Annotated in this window: 4 protein-coding genes; all 4 read left to right on the top strand. The window is 46.0% G+C overall.

Translation table 11 applies throughout. The features are described 5' to 3' along the window. Positions 1 to 16 precede the first annotated feature (16 nt). A complete protein-coding gene (locus PMI05_RS02525; RefSeq protein ID WP_007716794.1) occupies positions 17 to 7402 on the top strand; it encodes a beta-ketoacyl synthase N-terminal-like domain-containing protein in 7386 nt (2461 codons plus the stop codon). A 54-nt stretch (positions 7403 to 7456) separates the two neighbouring features. Continuing rightward, on the top strand, positions 7457 to 13471 hold the full coding sequence (locus PMI05_RS02520) for a non-ribosomal peptide synthetase (protein ID WP_007716792.1): 6015 nt from the start codon (positions 7457 to 7459) through the stop codon (positions 13469 to 13471). 26 nt (positions 13472 to 13497) lie between these two features. Next, the gene (asnB, locus tag PMI05_RS02515; RefSeq protein WP_007716791.1) at positions 13498 to 15315 is read left to right on the top strand and encodes an asparagine synthase (glutamine-hydrolyzing); all 1818 of its coding nucleotides are present in this window, start codon (positions 13498 to 13500) and stop codon (positions 15313 to 15315) included. Positions 15316 to 15409: 94 nt separating this feature from the next. Further along, positions 15410 to 16093, top strand: a 684-nt coding sequence (locus PMI05_RS02510; RefSeq protein ID WP_007716789.1) for a condensation domain-containing protein, incomplete at its 3' end; no start/stop codon positions are given.

Below are 16093 nucleotides of genomic sequence, written 5' to 3'. Positions count from 1 at the left end.
CGAAGGAGTGCCTAGAATGAACAAAATGGACGAGCTTCTCTTAAAGTTATTGTGGGGTCAAATGCAGTCGCTTGGCTGCTTTACGGAAAAGAATCAAGCACTTAGCGATCTCAAAAGAAAAAGCGGTCTGCTTGACTTATACGACATGTGGCTCGAAGAAACGGCTTCTGTTTTGGCCCGGAATGATTATCTCGTTTACGATAGCGCAACATCTACCGTGATTGATACTGCTCCCATTTCCAGTACGGCTGTCTGGCAAGAATGGGAGCAAGAAAAAGAAGTCTGGCTAAAAAATTCGGATACGAATGCGCAAGTTAAGCTAGTCGAGGCAACCTTGCGTGCTTTACCACAAATTCTCACTGGAAAAGTGCGGGCCACAGAGGTCATCTTTCCCAATTCGTCGATGGAATTAGTAGAGAAGGTATACAAAAATAACACGGTTTCCGATTACTTCAATGAAGTGCTTGCTGATACAGTGGTTGCTTTTGTTGAGGAACGGCTGAACCAAGATTCTGCGGCCCGAATTCGCATTCTCGAGATTGGTGCGGGTACGGGGGGAACGAGTGCCGTCGTTTTCCAAAAACTAAAGGCGTATGAAGAGCATATCCAGGAATATTGCTACACAGACCTCTCCAAAGCCTTTTTCATGCATGCAGAAAAAGAGTATGGCCCAAGCAATCCTTATTTGACCTATCAGATTTTAAACGTAGAAGAGTCAGTGACGGGACAAGGAATGGATCTGGGCGCGTATGATATTGTCATCGCAGCAAATGTCCTGCACGCCACTAAAAATATTCGCCAAACCGTGCGTAACGCGAAAGCCGTTCTAAAGAAGAACGGCTTGCTTCTTCTAAATGAAATGAGTAAGAACACCATCTTCCTCCATCTTACCTTTGGTTTGTTGGAGGGATGGTGGCTGTACGAAGACCCAGAGCTGCGTCTTTCAGGATGCCCTGGGTTATCTTCGTCAACGTGGCAGAGAGTATTGGAGGAAGAAGGATTTCAGTCGGTCTTTTTCCCAACAGAAGAGGCGCACGCTATAGGACAGCAGATTATTGTTACCGAAAGCGACGGCGTGATTCGCAAACAGCAAAGACAACAGCCTAAACCGAAGCCAAACATACATGCTGAACAGCCAAAAGCAAAGAGAGTGAATATACCTTCCGCTCCTAAAGGAAGGGAAATCGAGGATGTCCTGCGCGAAAAAAGTACGGAATACATCAAACTGCTAATCGCTGAAACACTGAAGATGCCGAATAACCGAATGGATGCTTCCGAGCCTTTAGAGGCATACGGTATGGATTCCATTTTATCTGTACAACTGATCAATCAATTTCGGAAAATATTCGGCGAAACCATCAGCGGTACTTTGTTTTTTGAATATCAGACGGTAGATGACTTAGTTGAGCATTTACTAGAGACACAAAGAGAAGCGCTGATTTCGCTAACAGGATTGGATGATCATAAGCAGGAGCAGGAGTTAAATCGAACGGAAGATCATGTTGAGTTTGCTCCATTACCGAAAACCGAAGGGAAACGAAACCTAAGAAAAACGAGAGCATTTGCGCCATCTTCTCATTCGCAAATGACGGTGTCCAAGCCTGCGCCCTCCGGTAAAATTGCGATTATTGGCATGAGCGGGCGTTTTGCTCAAGCTAATAACTTGGACGAGTTTTGGGAGAATTTACTGCATGCGAAAAAGTCTATCTCAGAAATCCCAGCAAAGCGTTGGGATTGGGCAGAATATTATCATCCAAATCGGGAGGAAGCCATTTCCCAAGGAAAAAGTTATAGCAAATGGGGTGCCTTCTTAGAAGAATTTGATCAGTTTGATCCGTTATTCTTTCAGATGACTCCGCGAGAAGCAGAAAATATAGACCCTCAAGAGCGCCTCTATTTAGAAGAGTGTTGGAAGGCGTTAGAAGATGCAGGATATGCCTCATCGAAAATGTCTGCGGAGCTCCGCAAGCGAACAGGGGTTTTTGGTGGCATTACGAAACAAGGATTTCATCTGTATAGCACGGAAACCACTCGTCACTTTCCGACAACCTCGTATTCATCGATGGTCAATCGGGCTTCCTACTATCTAAACTTACAGGGTCCGAGTATGCCGGTCGATACGATGTGTTCCTCAGCGTTAGTTGCGATTCATGAAGCATGTGAATACATCCGAAACGGGAAGGGAAACATGGCGATTGCTGGTGGGGTGAATCTGTACACCCATCCGCTTACGTACTTCGGCCTGACTGTGGGACAGCTCATCTCGCATACTTCTGACAGTGCTGCCTTTGGGAACGGCGGAATAGGTTTTGTGCCTGGCGAGGGAGTAGGGGCTGTCGTTCTCAAGGATTACGATCAGGCTGTACAGGATCGTGACCATATCTATGCCGTGATACGCGGAACCGCTGTCAACCATAAGGGAAAAGCCAATAGCTACATGACACCAAGCCCCATCCCAATTGCAGATGTGATGGAAGAGGCGTTGCAAGAAAGCGGACTGGATCCTCGATCCATTAGTTATCTGGAAGCTTCTGCCTATGGATCAGACATAGTCGATGCCGTCGAAATGACAGCGGTGACGAAAGCTTTTCACAACCGTCAAGGAACAGAAGGGGATTATCGACTCGGTTCGGTCAAACCGAATATCGGGCATTGTGAATCGGCTTCCGGCATGTCGCAGCTGATGAAAGTGATATTGTCCTTACAGCATCAGACGCTAGTTCCAACCTTGATGCCTGACGAATTGAATCCGAATATTCATTTTGATCAACTCCCATTTCAATTGCAGCGAGAGGTATCGGAATGGAAGCAGGTCACTGTAGATGGGCAGACAGTCCCCCGGCGAGCAGGCATTACCAGCTTTGGCGGCGGTGGAGTGAATGCCCATCTTATCGTTGAGGAATACAACCACAATCCTCAAGCACAGACTCTATCATTATCAAGGAGAGTAAACGATTCAGAACCTGAGTTGTTTGTCTTTTCGGCTAAGAATAAAGAGAGATTGCAAGAATACATTCACCGCTGGATTGGTTATTTGCAAAAGAACCAGCATTTCGATATAGCGAATACAGCTTACACCCTTCAAATCGGAAGAGAAGAAATGCCTTGCCGTTTGGCTGTCATCACAAATAGTCAAACCGAACTTTACCAGCAACTGGAACGCTGGTTAGAACATCAAGCAGAGACGGAACATTGCTTTTTTGGAGATCTCAAGGAAAACAAAGAAATGATGCCAGACCGAGTTGCTCAGGCAATCGGCCCAAGAGATGTAGGAGAACTGGCAAAATTGTGGGTTCTGGGCAATCCTATTCCTTGGCAGAAGCTGCATGAAGGGAAGGAGTTATCCCGAGTAGCTAAGCTCCCAACCTATCCATTTAAGAGGAGAACATGCTGGATAGAACGCAATCAAACGAATCGCTCTAGGAGGGAGACGAGCATGACATCCGCTCAGCCAGAATTCGAAAACAAGGCCGTTGAAATTTACACATATAGCGCCAACAACAGCGAAGCGGAGTTTTCGGAGGATTACTTGACTGTATGTCCATTTGAAAGGAAGATTCCAGGCTTTTCAATGAGTCGTGTCATTTTGAACCCGGAAAAATATCCGTTAGAAAGAGAAATGGTAAGAGAGAAGCAAGTAGAGATGCGCCAGGTGCTTTTTTGCAAAGAAAATTTCTCTCGTGTGCAAAAAGTGTTGGACTTCGGATGCGGTCACGGGACAGATGTGATTCAAATAGCAGAGCTCTATCCGCATATAGAAACCCATGGATTTACGATTACCAAGGCGCAAGCGGAGCTGGGCAATCAACGAATCGTGCAGAAAAATCTGGGAGCTCGTGCGAAAATATTCAATAAAGACAGCTCCAAGGATGCCTTTCCCGATCACTACGACATCATTGTCGGGATTGAAGTGAGCTTCCATATTCGAAATAAACATGGACTATTTCAAAATATCTCCTCTTCTCTGAACGAAGAGGGAACTGTTCTGTTGATCGATTACATAGCCAATACGCGAGGACCGATCGTAGACCAGAACGTCGAAGTCAGCATTCCCACCGTGCAAGAATGGATTGAGCTTTTAGCGGAGCATCAGTTAGTGATCGATGAAATCATTGACGTATCGCCGCAGATTGCTAACGCCTTGCATGATCCTGACGTGGAACAGTACATCAAGCATCTGCCTAAAGCTGTTCAAGATTTGTATATCAACACGGTGAATCAATCCATCTCTCTTGAAAGAGGGTGGATCAGCTATTGCTTGTTTAAGCTGAAAAAGGCTCCACATCTTTCGTACACGAAGCGTTGCGAATGGAATGCCAGCAAAATATCGAAGAAAAGACCTTATCCAGAAGCATTAGCGGAAATGGTAAACAGCGGGTATATTCCTTATCCGAAACAGCAAATGAGAACTCTCCCTCATCCAAATCAGCATGACCACAGCTTTCATTGGAATAGGGAAACAATCAAAGAATCGTTGGTTGAGGCTTTTGCCGCCGTTTTAGGTCTTCAACCAGAAGAACTGGAAGAAGGAGAGACCTTGAAGGACATAGGAATTGGCTCTCTTAACGCTGTTGCCTTATCCGAAATGATTAACAGTAAATTTAATCTGAAGCTACCGACCAGCGTTGTGTTTGAACATAATACGTTAGATTCTTTGGCAAGCTATATTGCTAGCCATTTGCAGCAAGACGAGCCTAGCCAGCTCCATTCCTATAAACCATTCGTGTCGGATGCTCAAAATCAACCAATAGCATCTGAATATTCTGGACAAAAACGCAATTTGTCGACAGATCAGTCCATTCCAGATCGGACAAAAATCAAAGCGAGCCTGATCGAGGTCTTTTCGACCGTTTTAGGCTTGAAACAAGAAGATCTGGAAGATGTGGAATCCCTAAAGGAATTGGGAATCGGCTCGCTCAATGCCGTTCAATTATCCGAAGCTATCAATAGCAAGTTTCATCTAAAACTACCGACAAGTGTAGTGTTTGAACATAATACGCTAGAAGCATTGGCGAACTACATCTCGACTCATCTACCAGAGCGCCAATCAGCGCAGACAGAATCGTTTATCCAAAATCATGGAAATCTTGAAGAGAAGCCTGCTTATTCAGAGAGAGTCTCGACGCGAAATATTGCCTACGAGCCGCTTAAAGCAGCTTCCGATGATATTGCGATCATTGGGATTTCCTGCCGCACAGCGGGTGCAAAGGGTCAAGATGAGTTCTGGGAGCTCGTCAGTCAGGGCAAAGATTGCATCAGAGAAGTGACCAATCCAGACTGGCGCGCCTTTTTCAAAGAAAATGCACTCGGCGATATTCCGATTAAATACGGGGCGATGGAGGATATTGAATATTTTGATCCAGCGTTTTTCAAAATTTCTCCTACCGAAGCCCAATCGATGGATGTCACACAGCGCATCCTTTTACAAGAGAGCTACAAAGCGCTAGAGGACGCAGGTTATACCCCGTCCATGCTGCGGGGACAACCCGTTGGAACCGTCATTGGCGCAATGGCGGGAATGACAGTAGAACAAGATTTCTCTCATTTTGGCATGCTCGGATCGGATACGAGTATACTCGCCTCGCGCATTGCTTATTTCCTTGACCTAAAAGGACCAGCTTTGGCTGTGAACACAGCTTGCTCATCCTCTTTGGTTGCAATCGATATTGCTAGCCAAAAGCTGAAGACGGAAGAGGTCGATCTTGCTATCGCAGGAGGAATTACGATTTATTCCCATCCCGCTCCGTTTATCTCGATGAGTAACGCAAGGATGCTATCTCCTACAGGGGAGTGCCGCCCGTTTGACAATGGAGCCAATGGCATTGTCGTTGGGGATGGCGTTGGCGTTGTGATTTTAAAAAGACTGCAAGATGCACTACGGGATAACGACAGCATCTATGGTGTCATCCGTGGCAGTGGAACCAATCAGGATGGACGGACATTGGGCATTACCGTGCCTAGCTTCCAAGCGCAAAGCGACCTGCAAAAATCCATTTACGCAAAAAAACAGATTGATGTGGAAGACATTCAATATATCGAGGGACACGGAACCGCGACCAAATTAGGGGACCCTGTTGAGATTCATGCACTGAGTGAATCTTTCCGCCAGTTCACACCGAAGAAACGATTTTGCGCAATTGGTTCTTTGAAAGCCAATATCGGGCATACCACAGCAGCGGCTGGGGTGTTGAGTGTCATCAAGGTGTTACTCAGCATGAAAAACAAGAAAATGGCTCCGTCGATCAATTTTGTCAAAGAGAATGAACACATTGATTTTGAAAACAGTCCTGTTTATGTGAATACCAAGCTGCAAGATTGGCAGACCAATTCCAAAGGCTCTCGCTTGGCAGCGGTCAGCTCTTTTGGCTTCAGCGGCACCAATGCTCATCTGGTGATCGAAGAGTTTAATAGAAGCAAGGCCAGATCCGCTGCTCCTGTTGAGGGTCAAGAGATAGCGACGGGAGTCTTCGTGCTGTCAGCTGAATCACGTGAACAATTAGTGGCCTATGCCAAGAAAACAAAGGCATTTATAGAAAGGCATCATGATGTGAAACTGGCAGATTTTCTTTATACCTATCAGACTGCAAAGGAATCCATGTCTCATCGAGTAGCAGTCGTGGTCAACAGTAAAGAACAGCTGATTGCGCAGTTAGAGCAATTCATACAAAGTAATGGGGCGAAAACGTCTGATCTGTTTTTCGGAGAAATAAACAAAACGGGCGGAATCAAGATCGGCGATACCGATGAGGGAAGGGAATTTATCCGCAATCTCGCTCTGAACAAGAAGATCAAAAAGCTGGCGGAGCTATGGGTTCATGGTAACGAAATAGAGTGGGGAGCTCTCTATCCAAAAGGAATCGTGAGCCGTCTATCAGGGCTGCCAAGCTATCCTTTTGCCAAGGAACGATACCGTTTACCTAAAGTTGTCGTAGGCAGCCGTACCCATCAAGAAGCAGCAGCCACCTCCGAACAGACAGCAGAAAAGCACGAACAGAGAGTAGCAGACATAGCCAAACCAACTGAGGTAACCCCTGTTCAGGCGGAAGAAGCTGATGTGAGGGAGACAGAAATCCAAAACTCCATTAACCATCATAATGTCATACATGCTGACGAAGACGATACACCACGTAACGAACTAGTCCGAAAAATTGCTGCTGCTTGGGAAGAGGTACTTGGCGTGAAAAAGGTTGATATCCACAAAAACTTCCAAGACTTGGGCGGCGATTCAATCATGGCCACTCAGATTATTTCCAGATTGAAGAATAGCTTCCCGGTTGATCTGAATCTAGACAATCTCTTTTCGGCACCAACCGTTGCAGGAATGGCGGAGTTGATTGAAGAGGAACTGATTGCTGTTATTGATGAACTTCCAGAAGAGGCGATTTTGGAGCTATTAAGCTGATGAATTCATCTAGAAGAAAGGGAGCAGAATCAACATGTGGGAAGGAGCAATCCGATGATCAATGATAAGGAATCAGCTAAATCAAGAGATGAGATACTTGCCGAGAGCAGATCGAAGCTTTCCGAGAAGAAACTGGCATTGCTGGAGAAGCTGAAAGGCTCAAAACAGGAGACGAAAAAGACTGGGATTCCGCCGCGTTCAAGAGAGGGCTACGTGCCCCTCTCTTTTGCCCAGCAGAGACTATGGTTTTTAGACCAGTTGGTACCAAACAGTCCTGCTTATAATGTGGTGGCAGCCTTCCATCTATCGGGTGAGCTTCACACAAACATCATGGAGCGGTGCGTAAATGAGATAGTGAAGCGCCATGAAGCCCTGCGAACCACCTTTCAAGTCGCAAATGGAGAGCCGTATCAGCTAATTGCTCCTGCCTTGCAAATTCCTTTTCCCATCGTCGATCTTACAGGACATCCCGAGGCGGAGAGGGAGGATGAGTTTCGCCGACTCGCTAAAGAGGAAAGCATGTATGTTTTCGATCTAACCAAGGGACCCTTGTTGCGTGTTACTTTATTCAAACTCGGCGAGGATTTGAATATTCTACTTTTGAACGTTCACCATATCATCATTGACGGATGGTCAGTCGGGGTTTTCTTCAGAGAAATGGTTCTGCTTTATCAGGCCTATCTTGCGGACAAGCCCTCACCATTGCCTGAGCTTCCGATCCAGTACGCTGATTTTTCAAGCTGGCAGCGGGAGTGGCTTCAAGGAGAAGTGCTGGAGAAACAGCTTTCTTACTGGAGAGAAACCCTTGGAAAAGATAGCAGCGTGCTAGAGCTGCCAGTAGACCGTACAAGACCGCCTATCCAAACGTTTCAAGGAGGGAGCCTAAAACTACAAATTCCCTCTTCCCTTTCACATGCTATAAAAGCGCTGAGCGAGCAAGAAAATGCCACATTGTATATGGTCATGATCACCGCGTTAAAGATATTGCTGCACCGTTACAGCGGGCAAAATGATATCCGGGTGGGTGTGCCCGTAGCGAACCGCAACCGCGTGGAAATGGAGAATCTGGTCGGCTTTTTTGTAAATACGTTGGTCCTCAAAACAGATGTTTCCGGCAATCGTAGCTTTAGAGAGCTGTTGTCACGTGTGAGAGAAACAGCGAACAGCGCATACAGGCATCAAGATGTACCGTTTGAACGACTGGTGGATGAATTGCAGCCTGAGCGTAATATGAGTCAAAACCCACTGTTTGAAGTCTGCTTTGTATTGCAGAACTTTCCTATGCCGAAAAAATCGGACATGTCTGCATTAGGCTTTTCCTTGGTCAAATTTGAAGAGTTCCGTAACAACACATCCAAGTTTGACCTCTGGATTCAGGTCGTAGAAAAAGGGGATATCCTTGACTTAGACGTTGAGTTCAATTCGGATATTTTTAATGAATCGACAATCAGTCGTATGTTAGAAAGCTTTACAATCGTGCTGGCAGGTATTGTCACGAATCCGAACCAGCCGATTTCAGATTTGCCGATTTTGACCGCTGCTGAAGAGCAAAAGCTGTTGGTTGAATGGAACGATACGAAGACGTACTACCCACAGCAAGATAGGTGCCTTCATGAAATTATTGAAGCGCAGGCTGCAAAAACTCCAGATGCGCCAGCCGTTATTTTTGAAGAGGCGCCACTCACTTACAAGGAATTGGATCAACGGGCGAATCAACTGGCTAACTATCTCCGAAAACAGGGCGTAAGAGCGGAAACGCTTGTGGGCATTTATATGGAGCGCTCCTTTGAGATGATCATTGGGCTGTTAGGTATCCTCAAAGCAGGCGGCGCCTACGTTCCCCTAGATCCAAGCTATCCGCAAGATCGGGTTGCCTTTATGATCACGGATGCGAATCCTTCTTTCCTCTTGACTGCGGAGGGGCTGAAGAACACACTCCCTGAATACGATGGACAACTAATTTGCCTCGATTCAGATTGGGAGACAATCAGCATGGAGAGCCATGTGGCGCCTGCAAGTGGAGTCAACAGCGATAATTTGGCGTACATGATTTACACCTCAGGTTCTACTGGTAAGCCAAAAGGTGCGATGAATGCCCATCGCGGTATCGTCAACCGACTTTTATGGATGCAGGAACAATATCAATTGAATGAAACCGATCGGGTAATGCAAAAGACACCTTTCAGCTTTGATGTGTCGGTGTGGGAATTTTTCTGGCCGTTAATGACGGGCGCCTGCATGGTAGTAGCTCGTCCAGAAGGTCACAAAGATACGACCTATCTGGCACGCCTGATTAAAAAAGAGAAAATCACCACCATGCACTTTGTTCCTTCGATGCTTCAAGTATTCCTGGAGGAGACGGAAATTAGCGGCTGCGATACGCTGCGACGAGTCATTTGCAGTGGGGAAGCCTTATCTTATTCAACACAGGAGCGCTTCTTCGAGTGTCTCGATGCGGAATTGCACAACCTCTATGGCCCTACAGAAGCGGCGATTGATGTCACGTACTGGGCATGTCAAAAAGGAAGTAAGCTTAGATCCGTGCCGATTGGACGCCCTGTGGCGAACACCCAAATTTATCTGTTAGACGAGCACCTAAATCCTGTTCCCGTCGGTGTTGCTGGAGAACTGCACATCGGTGGTGTGCAACTGGCTCGCGGATACTATAACCGACCTGAGCTGACAGAAGAAAAATTCATCCCTGATCCATTCAGCAATAAAGAGGGAGCACGCCTTTATAAAACAGGTGACTTGGCACGTTACATGTCGGATGGAACAATCGAGTATTTGGGCCGCATTGATTTTATGGTCAAATTAAGAGGGTTCCGTATCGAGCTGGGTGAGATTGAAGCTGTATTAGATGAACATCCACATGTACAAAAAGCGGCTGTGATCGTTCATGAATCTGAGCAGAGACCAGGGCATAAGCAGTTGGTATCTTATATCGTGCCAGATTCACAGTCCAAGGAAAAACTGAAAAAGGCACCAGAAGAAGAAGCACTTCCTGCGGAACAGGTATCAGAATGGCAGGATGTCTTTGATAAAGCCTATGATGATGAAAATAAATATGAGGCCGATTTCAACATTACCAGCTGGAACAGCAGTTATACGGGTCAGCCTCTTTTAGCGGAAGAAATGCGTGAATGGGTCAATTCGACGGTTGATCGTATCCTTGCCTTGCAACCGAAAAAGGTACTCGAAATCGGGTGCGGAACAGGCCTGTTGTTATCCCGAATTGCGCCTCATTGTGAACAATATTGGGGAACGGATTTTTCGTCGATGGCGTTGGATTATATTACTGCGAATCTGATCAACCAAAGAGAGGATTTATCCAATGTCACCCTGCGTAAGAGCTATGCGGATGATTTTAGTGGACTAAAGGGACAGAAGTTCGATGTGATCGTGCTCAACTCTGTGGTGCAGTATTTCCCAGATGCGAACTACTTGTTGGATGTGCTGAAAAAGGCCATACACTCCATGAATGACAAAGGATCAATTTTTGTCGGTGATGTTCGTAATCTTTCTTTACTGCAAACCTTCCTCACTGAGGTAGAGATGGAAAAGTCACCGGCGACGTTGACCACCGATCAATTGCGGCGCCGCGTGCAGAAGCGAATGAGACAAGAGCAGGAGCTGGTTATAGATCCTGCCTTTTTCTATGCGCTTCAAGCGCAGCTGCATCAGATCAGCCATGTAGAAATCAAGTTGAAGCGTGGAAGTCATCATAATGAATTAACTCGCTATCGCTATGATGTGATTCTTCATCTCGGCAAAAAAGTGCAGCCGATTGAGGATTTTTCATGGCTGGATTGGCATGAGGAGCGATTCCAAAATATTGATGGACTTCGTCAAATCATGACCAAGTATAAACCGCAAATCTTAGGTCTTACGAATATCCCTAATCTGCGGTTGGACAGGGCGAATCGATACCAGTCATTGCTTGCTGACAGAGATGTTCTCAAAACGGTGGAAGAACTGAGAACAGATCAGTACCATCCAGGTACTGGAATAGACCCTGAGGAGCTTTGGAAGTTGGGCGCTGAGTTACGATACAGTGTGGATATCGCTTGGATGGGTGATAGAGAGGATGGCAGCTATGAAGCTGTGCTCAGACCTGAGCATTTACTAGAAAAAAGACAGCGTAACACAGTGGTCACCGCGTGGCACCGTCCAGCGAAAAACAACCAGCCGATCGAAACGTATGCGAACGATCCTTTGACAGACAGAGTTGCTCGCCAGTTCATTCCAGAGCTGCGCAGTTATTTACGGGATAAGCTGCCAGATTACATGGTTCCGTCTATCTTTGAGTTTATCAGGGAAATGCCAGTGAACATGAATGGAAAATTGGATCGCAAAGCGCTTCCAGCTCCGCTTATGGAAGTGCCAGAGATGGAAGGAGATTTTGTACCACCGAAGACGGAGACGGAAAAAATTCTTGCCGATGTCTGGGCTGAAATATTGGGCTTGGATAAGGTTGGCATACATAATAGCTTCTTCGGATTGGGTGGCGACTCCATTCATACTATTCGAGTGGTTGCAAGAGCAAAACAACACGGTTTGGAATTGACTCCACAGCAAATTTTCCAATTCCAGACCATAGCTGAACTGGCAGAGGTTGCAGGTGAGGCTTCCACGCAAAGTGCGAAGCGAACGGCAACAGTAGTAGAGTTACCAACTCTTGAGAAACATCAGCTGGAAAGGATAAAAGTAGACAACCCATACATGGAGGATGTATATCCGCTGACGATTATGCAAGAGAATATGCTTTATCGATACAAACATCATCCAGAGCCTGGTTTGAATGTGGTTCATCATGCTTTTCGCATAGAGGGTGGTCCTTTCCATGTATCTGCTTTTGCGCAGGCATGGCAGCATCTCATCCAACAATTCCCTGCCTTGCGAACCTCCTTTATCTGGGAAGAGCTGGATGAACCGATGCAGATCGTGCATGAGAAAGTGGATATCCACATCAAACAGGAAGATTGGCGTGGCATTCCGGAAGAAAATCAACATGAACAATTGCAATCCTATATTCAAAAGCTGAGACAACAAGGATTTGAGATGGGCCAAGCACCACATGCGCATCTTGCTCTGCTTCAAGTAGGAGAGGATGTCTACTACTTTATTTATGTCTTCAACCTGATGTTGCAGGATGGCTGGAGTTATACGTTGATCGTTAAAAGACTATTCGAATATTATCAAGCGTTTTCCCAAGGGAAGGCGATTGATATTGTGCCTGTATATCCTTATCGGGATTATGTTGCGCTACAAAAACAGCAGGACTTAACGGATGCTGAGCTGTTTTGGAAGAAGAATCTGAAAGGATTGACCAGCTCCACTCTTGAATGGGCGCAAGCGAGCAGGAAGAATATTTCTGCCGAAGAGCCTCCCTATTCTCAAGAAAGGTTCATCGTATCGCCAGAAGTCTCCTCGGCGCTGTTATCCTTGTCCAAGAAGTACCATCTGACGCCATATACATTGGTACAAGGGGCTTGGGCATTGCTGCTCCATCATTACAGCGGCAAGGAAGACGTTGTTTTTGGTACGATCTTCTCCGGCCGCAGCATAGCGATGATGGAAGTCGAGCATTCTGTCGGGCTTTTCTTCAATATTCTGCCCATTCGCGTGAGCATCGAGCAAAACATGAGGTTCTTGTCTTGGCTCCAAAACATGCAATCCAAGGTAGTAGAGACGAGTCAGTACGAATACACACCGCTGAAAAATATATACGAGTGGTGCGATATTCCACGAGATCGGCTTTTATTTGACAGTTATCTGGTAAGCGAACAGCTTCCAGATTTCTCTTCCGTATTTAGAGGATTTAATGATGTCCTCGGCGCTACCATTTATGATTCAATCGCTCAGACGGAGCATCCATTACGAGTGGAAATCCTTTTCTATGAACAAGTGCTGGTCCTGCATATCAACTACTATCGACGTTTCTTCAACGATAAGGAGATTAGCAGTATGCTGCAGCACTTGAATGCTCTTTTAGAAGGATTGGTAGCGAACCCTGAGCAAAAGGTAAGCGAGTTAGTCAATGCGATAACGTTTCATCCCCAACACTAAATTTGCGAACAAGAGGAGAGGTTACTATGTGTGGAATTGTGGGATGGCTTGACTGGGATGACGATTTGTCATCCCAGCATGCTATTTTGCACAAAATGGCTCAAGCGATCCAACACCGAGGGCCAGACGAAGAGGGATATTGGTTGTCACCTCGTGCAGCGATTGCGCATCGGCGCCTGATCGTGATCGACCCAGAAGGCGGCAAGCAGCCAATGATCTACCGAGAAGGAGATCAGACGTGTGTCTTATCGTTTAATGGTGAAATCTACAATTATTTGGAACTGCGCCGCCAGTTAGAGATGCTTGGACACTCCTTCCAAAGCAATTCTGACACGGAAGTATTACTGCACGCATTTTTGGAATGGAGAGAGGAATGTGTCCGTCATCTCAATGGAATTTTTGCATTCGCTATTTGGGACGAAAAAAATCATCGCTTGTTTTTAGCGCGTGACCACTTAGGTGTAAAACCATTATTTTATTGCCAACGAGGGAGCTCGTTCTTATTTGGCTCCGAACTGAAAGCCTTGCTTGCCCATCCAAAAGTGAAGCCTGAAGTAGAAGCGGATGGGTTAGCAGATATTATCGGACTCGGTCCGGCGAGAACGCCTGGATTTGGCATTTTCCGCAATGTAAATGAGGTTCGAGCTGGACATTGTGCAACAGTCACGAAGGATCAAATCAGGACAAGGCCATACTGGAAACTTGAGAGCAAGGTGCATACCGATGATATGGATACAACGACAGAAAGAATACGCGCCCTGTTACATGACACGGTACAACGCCAGTTAATCTCTGACCTGCCGCTGGTTAGTATGCTGTCTGGCGGTTTGGACTCTAGTGGCTTGGTGGCTTTAGCTGCTGAAGAGCTTCGTAAAAAAGGGAAGACGTTGCAAACCTATTCGGTTGATTTTGTTGACAATGATCAGCATTTTGAAGAAGGGTTGCTGCATATTAGCTTGGATGCGCCATGGGCAAAATCAGTCTCAGAGCATGTACAAACGAGGCATCAAGAGATTACCTTCAACGCTCAAGATCTGATTACTCATTTTCATATGCCGTTGAGAGCGCGTGATCTACCGGGATTAGGGGAGACGGATACCTCGCTCTATTTGTTCTGCCGGGAAATGAAGAAAAAAGCGACTGTCTCGCTATCAGGTGAATCGGCAGACGAAGTGTTTAACGGGTATCCTTGGTTTCAGAAGGAGAAATTCTTGAATTCAGGAAAATTCCCTTGGATGGAGCATGACGGGTGGAGTTCCTTTTTAAACGAAGAAGCCATCGAAAAGATTCGCCCACAAGAATATCTTCGCAGGCGGTATGAAGAAGGGATTGCTGAGGTACACCCTTTGGAAGGGGAGACAGCATTGGAAGCTCAACAGCGCAAAATGTCGTACCTCTTTATCACGCGTTTTCTTCCGTTGCTATTGGATCGCAAGGATCGAATGAGCATGTATACGGGGTTTGAAGTACGTGTTCCTTATTGTGATTACCGTCTGGTTGAATATTTATGGAATGTTCCATGGAAAGTAAAAAATATTGATCAAATCGAAAAAGGCTTGCTTCGCAGAGCGTACAAAGGATATTTGCCGCATGAAGTATTGTACCGCAACAAAAGCGCATATCCGATGACCTATCACCCAGAGTATTACCATGCGATTTTGGACCATATGAAACAAATTTTAGCGAACCCTAGCTCGCCTCTACTACCATTGATTAATAAGTCTGTGATCCAATTTGTACTGGATGGAAAAGCACCTATGAATCTAGCTCAATCAACGAAGCTGATCGAATACCTTGTCCAGATAAATATGTGGTTAGAGGAATACAAGGTTTCCATTCGATAGAAGCCCTAAGATTTGCTGATAAAAAGGACAGTCAGGATGTTTTTTTCCTGACTGTTTTTCTTTCAAAAATTGTAGTTGAAGGGATGTGTAGTAAATGAATATCAGTGAGGTCAATCAGAATATGGCAATCCCACAACGACTGCCTGCAAACGGAAGTGACAGGTTTAATTACATGGTCAGCTATCTTTCCGATTGCCAACTTCAAATGGTGCTGGAAATGGACGGACATGTGAAGCAACAGCGATTGCTTCAAGCGATGGAGGCAAGCACCATTGCGGAACCTATTATTGGTTGCCGCTTTATAAAAGATCCAGTCCGCCCCTATTGGGAGCGACGCAGCGATTTGGAGTCAAGCGGTTGGTGTTCCTTGCAACTTCTCAGTGAATCCGATTCCGAAGAGAAAGCCATACAGGAGTGGCTGTCGAGCCCAATAGACATCGATGCTGATGCGATGGTCAAAATTTGTATTCTACGGACCTCGACCAAAGATATCATTTGCATCAAATTGAATCATTTATGCAGTGATGGTGCAGGATTGATAGAGTATGTTCACTTGTTAGCTTCGCTATATAGTGAGCTTGCCAAAAACCCTCGCTACGTTCCCAAGTCAAACCCTGTGGGCAGGGATCAGGGCCGTTTGTTCAAGGAGATGGGTATCCCAAATGGCGGGATGCCGCAAGCTCCAGAACCGCAGGGACCAACACTTCCTTTTACGCCTGGAGAAGCAGCTAAAAGGAGACAAGCCATTCGCAGAATACCGCGCGAAGAGTGGCTGGGG

This window comes from Brevibacillus sp. BC25 (genome assembly GCF_000282075.1).
Lineage (GTDB): Bacteria > Bacillota > Bacilli > Brevibacillales > Brevibacillaceae > Brevibacillus.
Note: the sequence above shows the minus strand (reverse complement) of the source record. Positions and strands in the feature narration are given on the sequence as shown.

Coding starts and splice junctions, on each gene's coding strand:
- PMI05_RS02525 (WP_007716794.1), top strand. CDS start 17: ATGAACAAAATGGACGAGCTTCTCTTAAAGTTATTGTGGGGTCAAATG.
- PMI05_RS02520 (WP_007716792.1), top strand. CDS start 7,457: ATGATCAATGATAAGGAATCAGCTAAATCAAGAGATGAGATACTTGCC.
- asnB (WP_007716791.1), top strand. CDS start 13,498: ATGTGTGGAATTGTGGGATGGCTTGACTGGGATGACGATTTGTCATCC.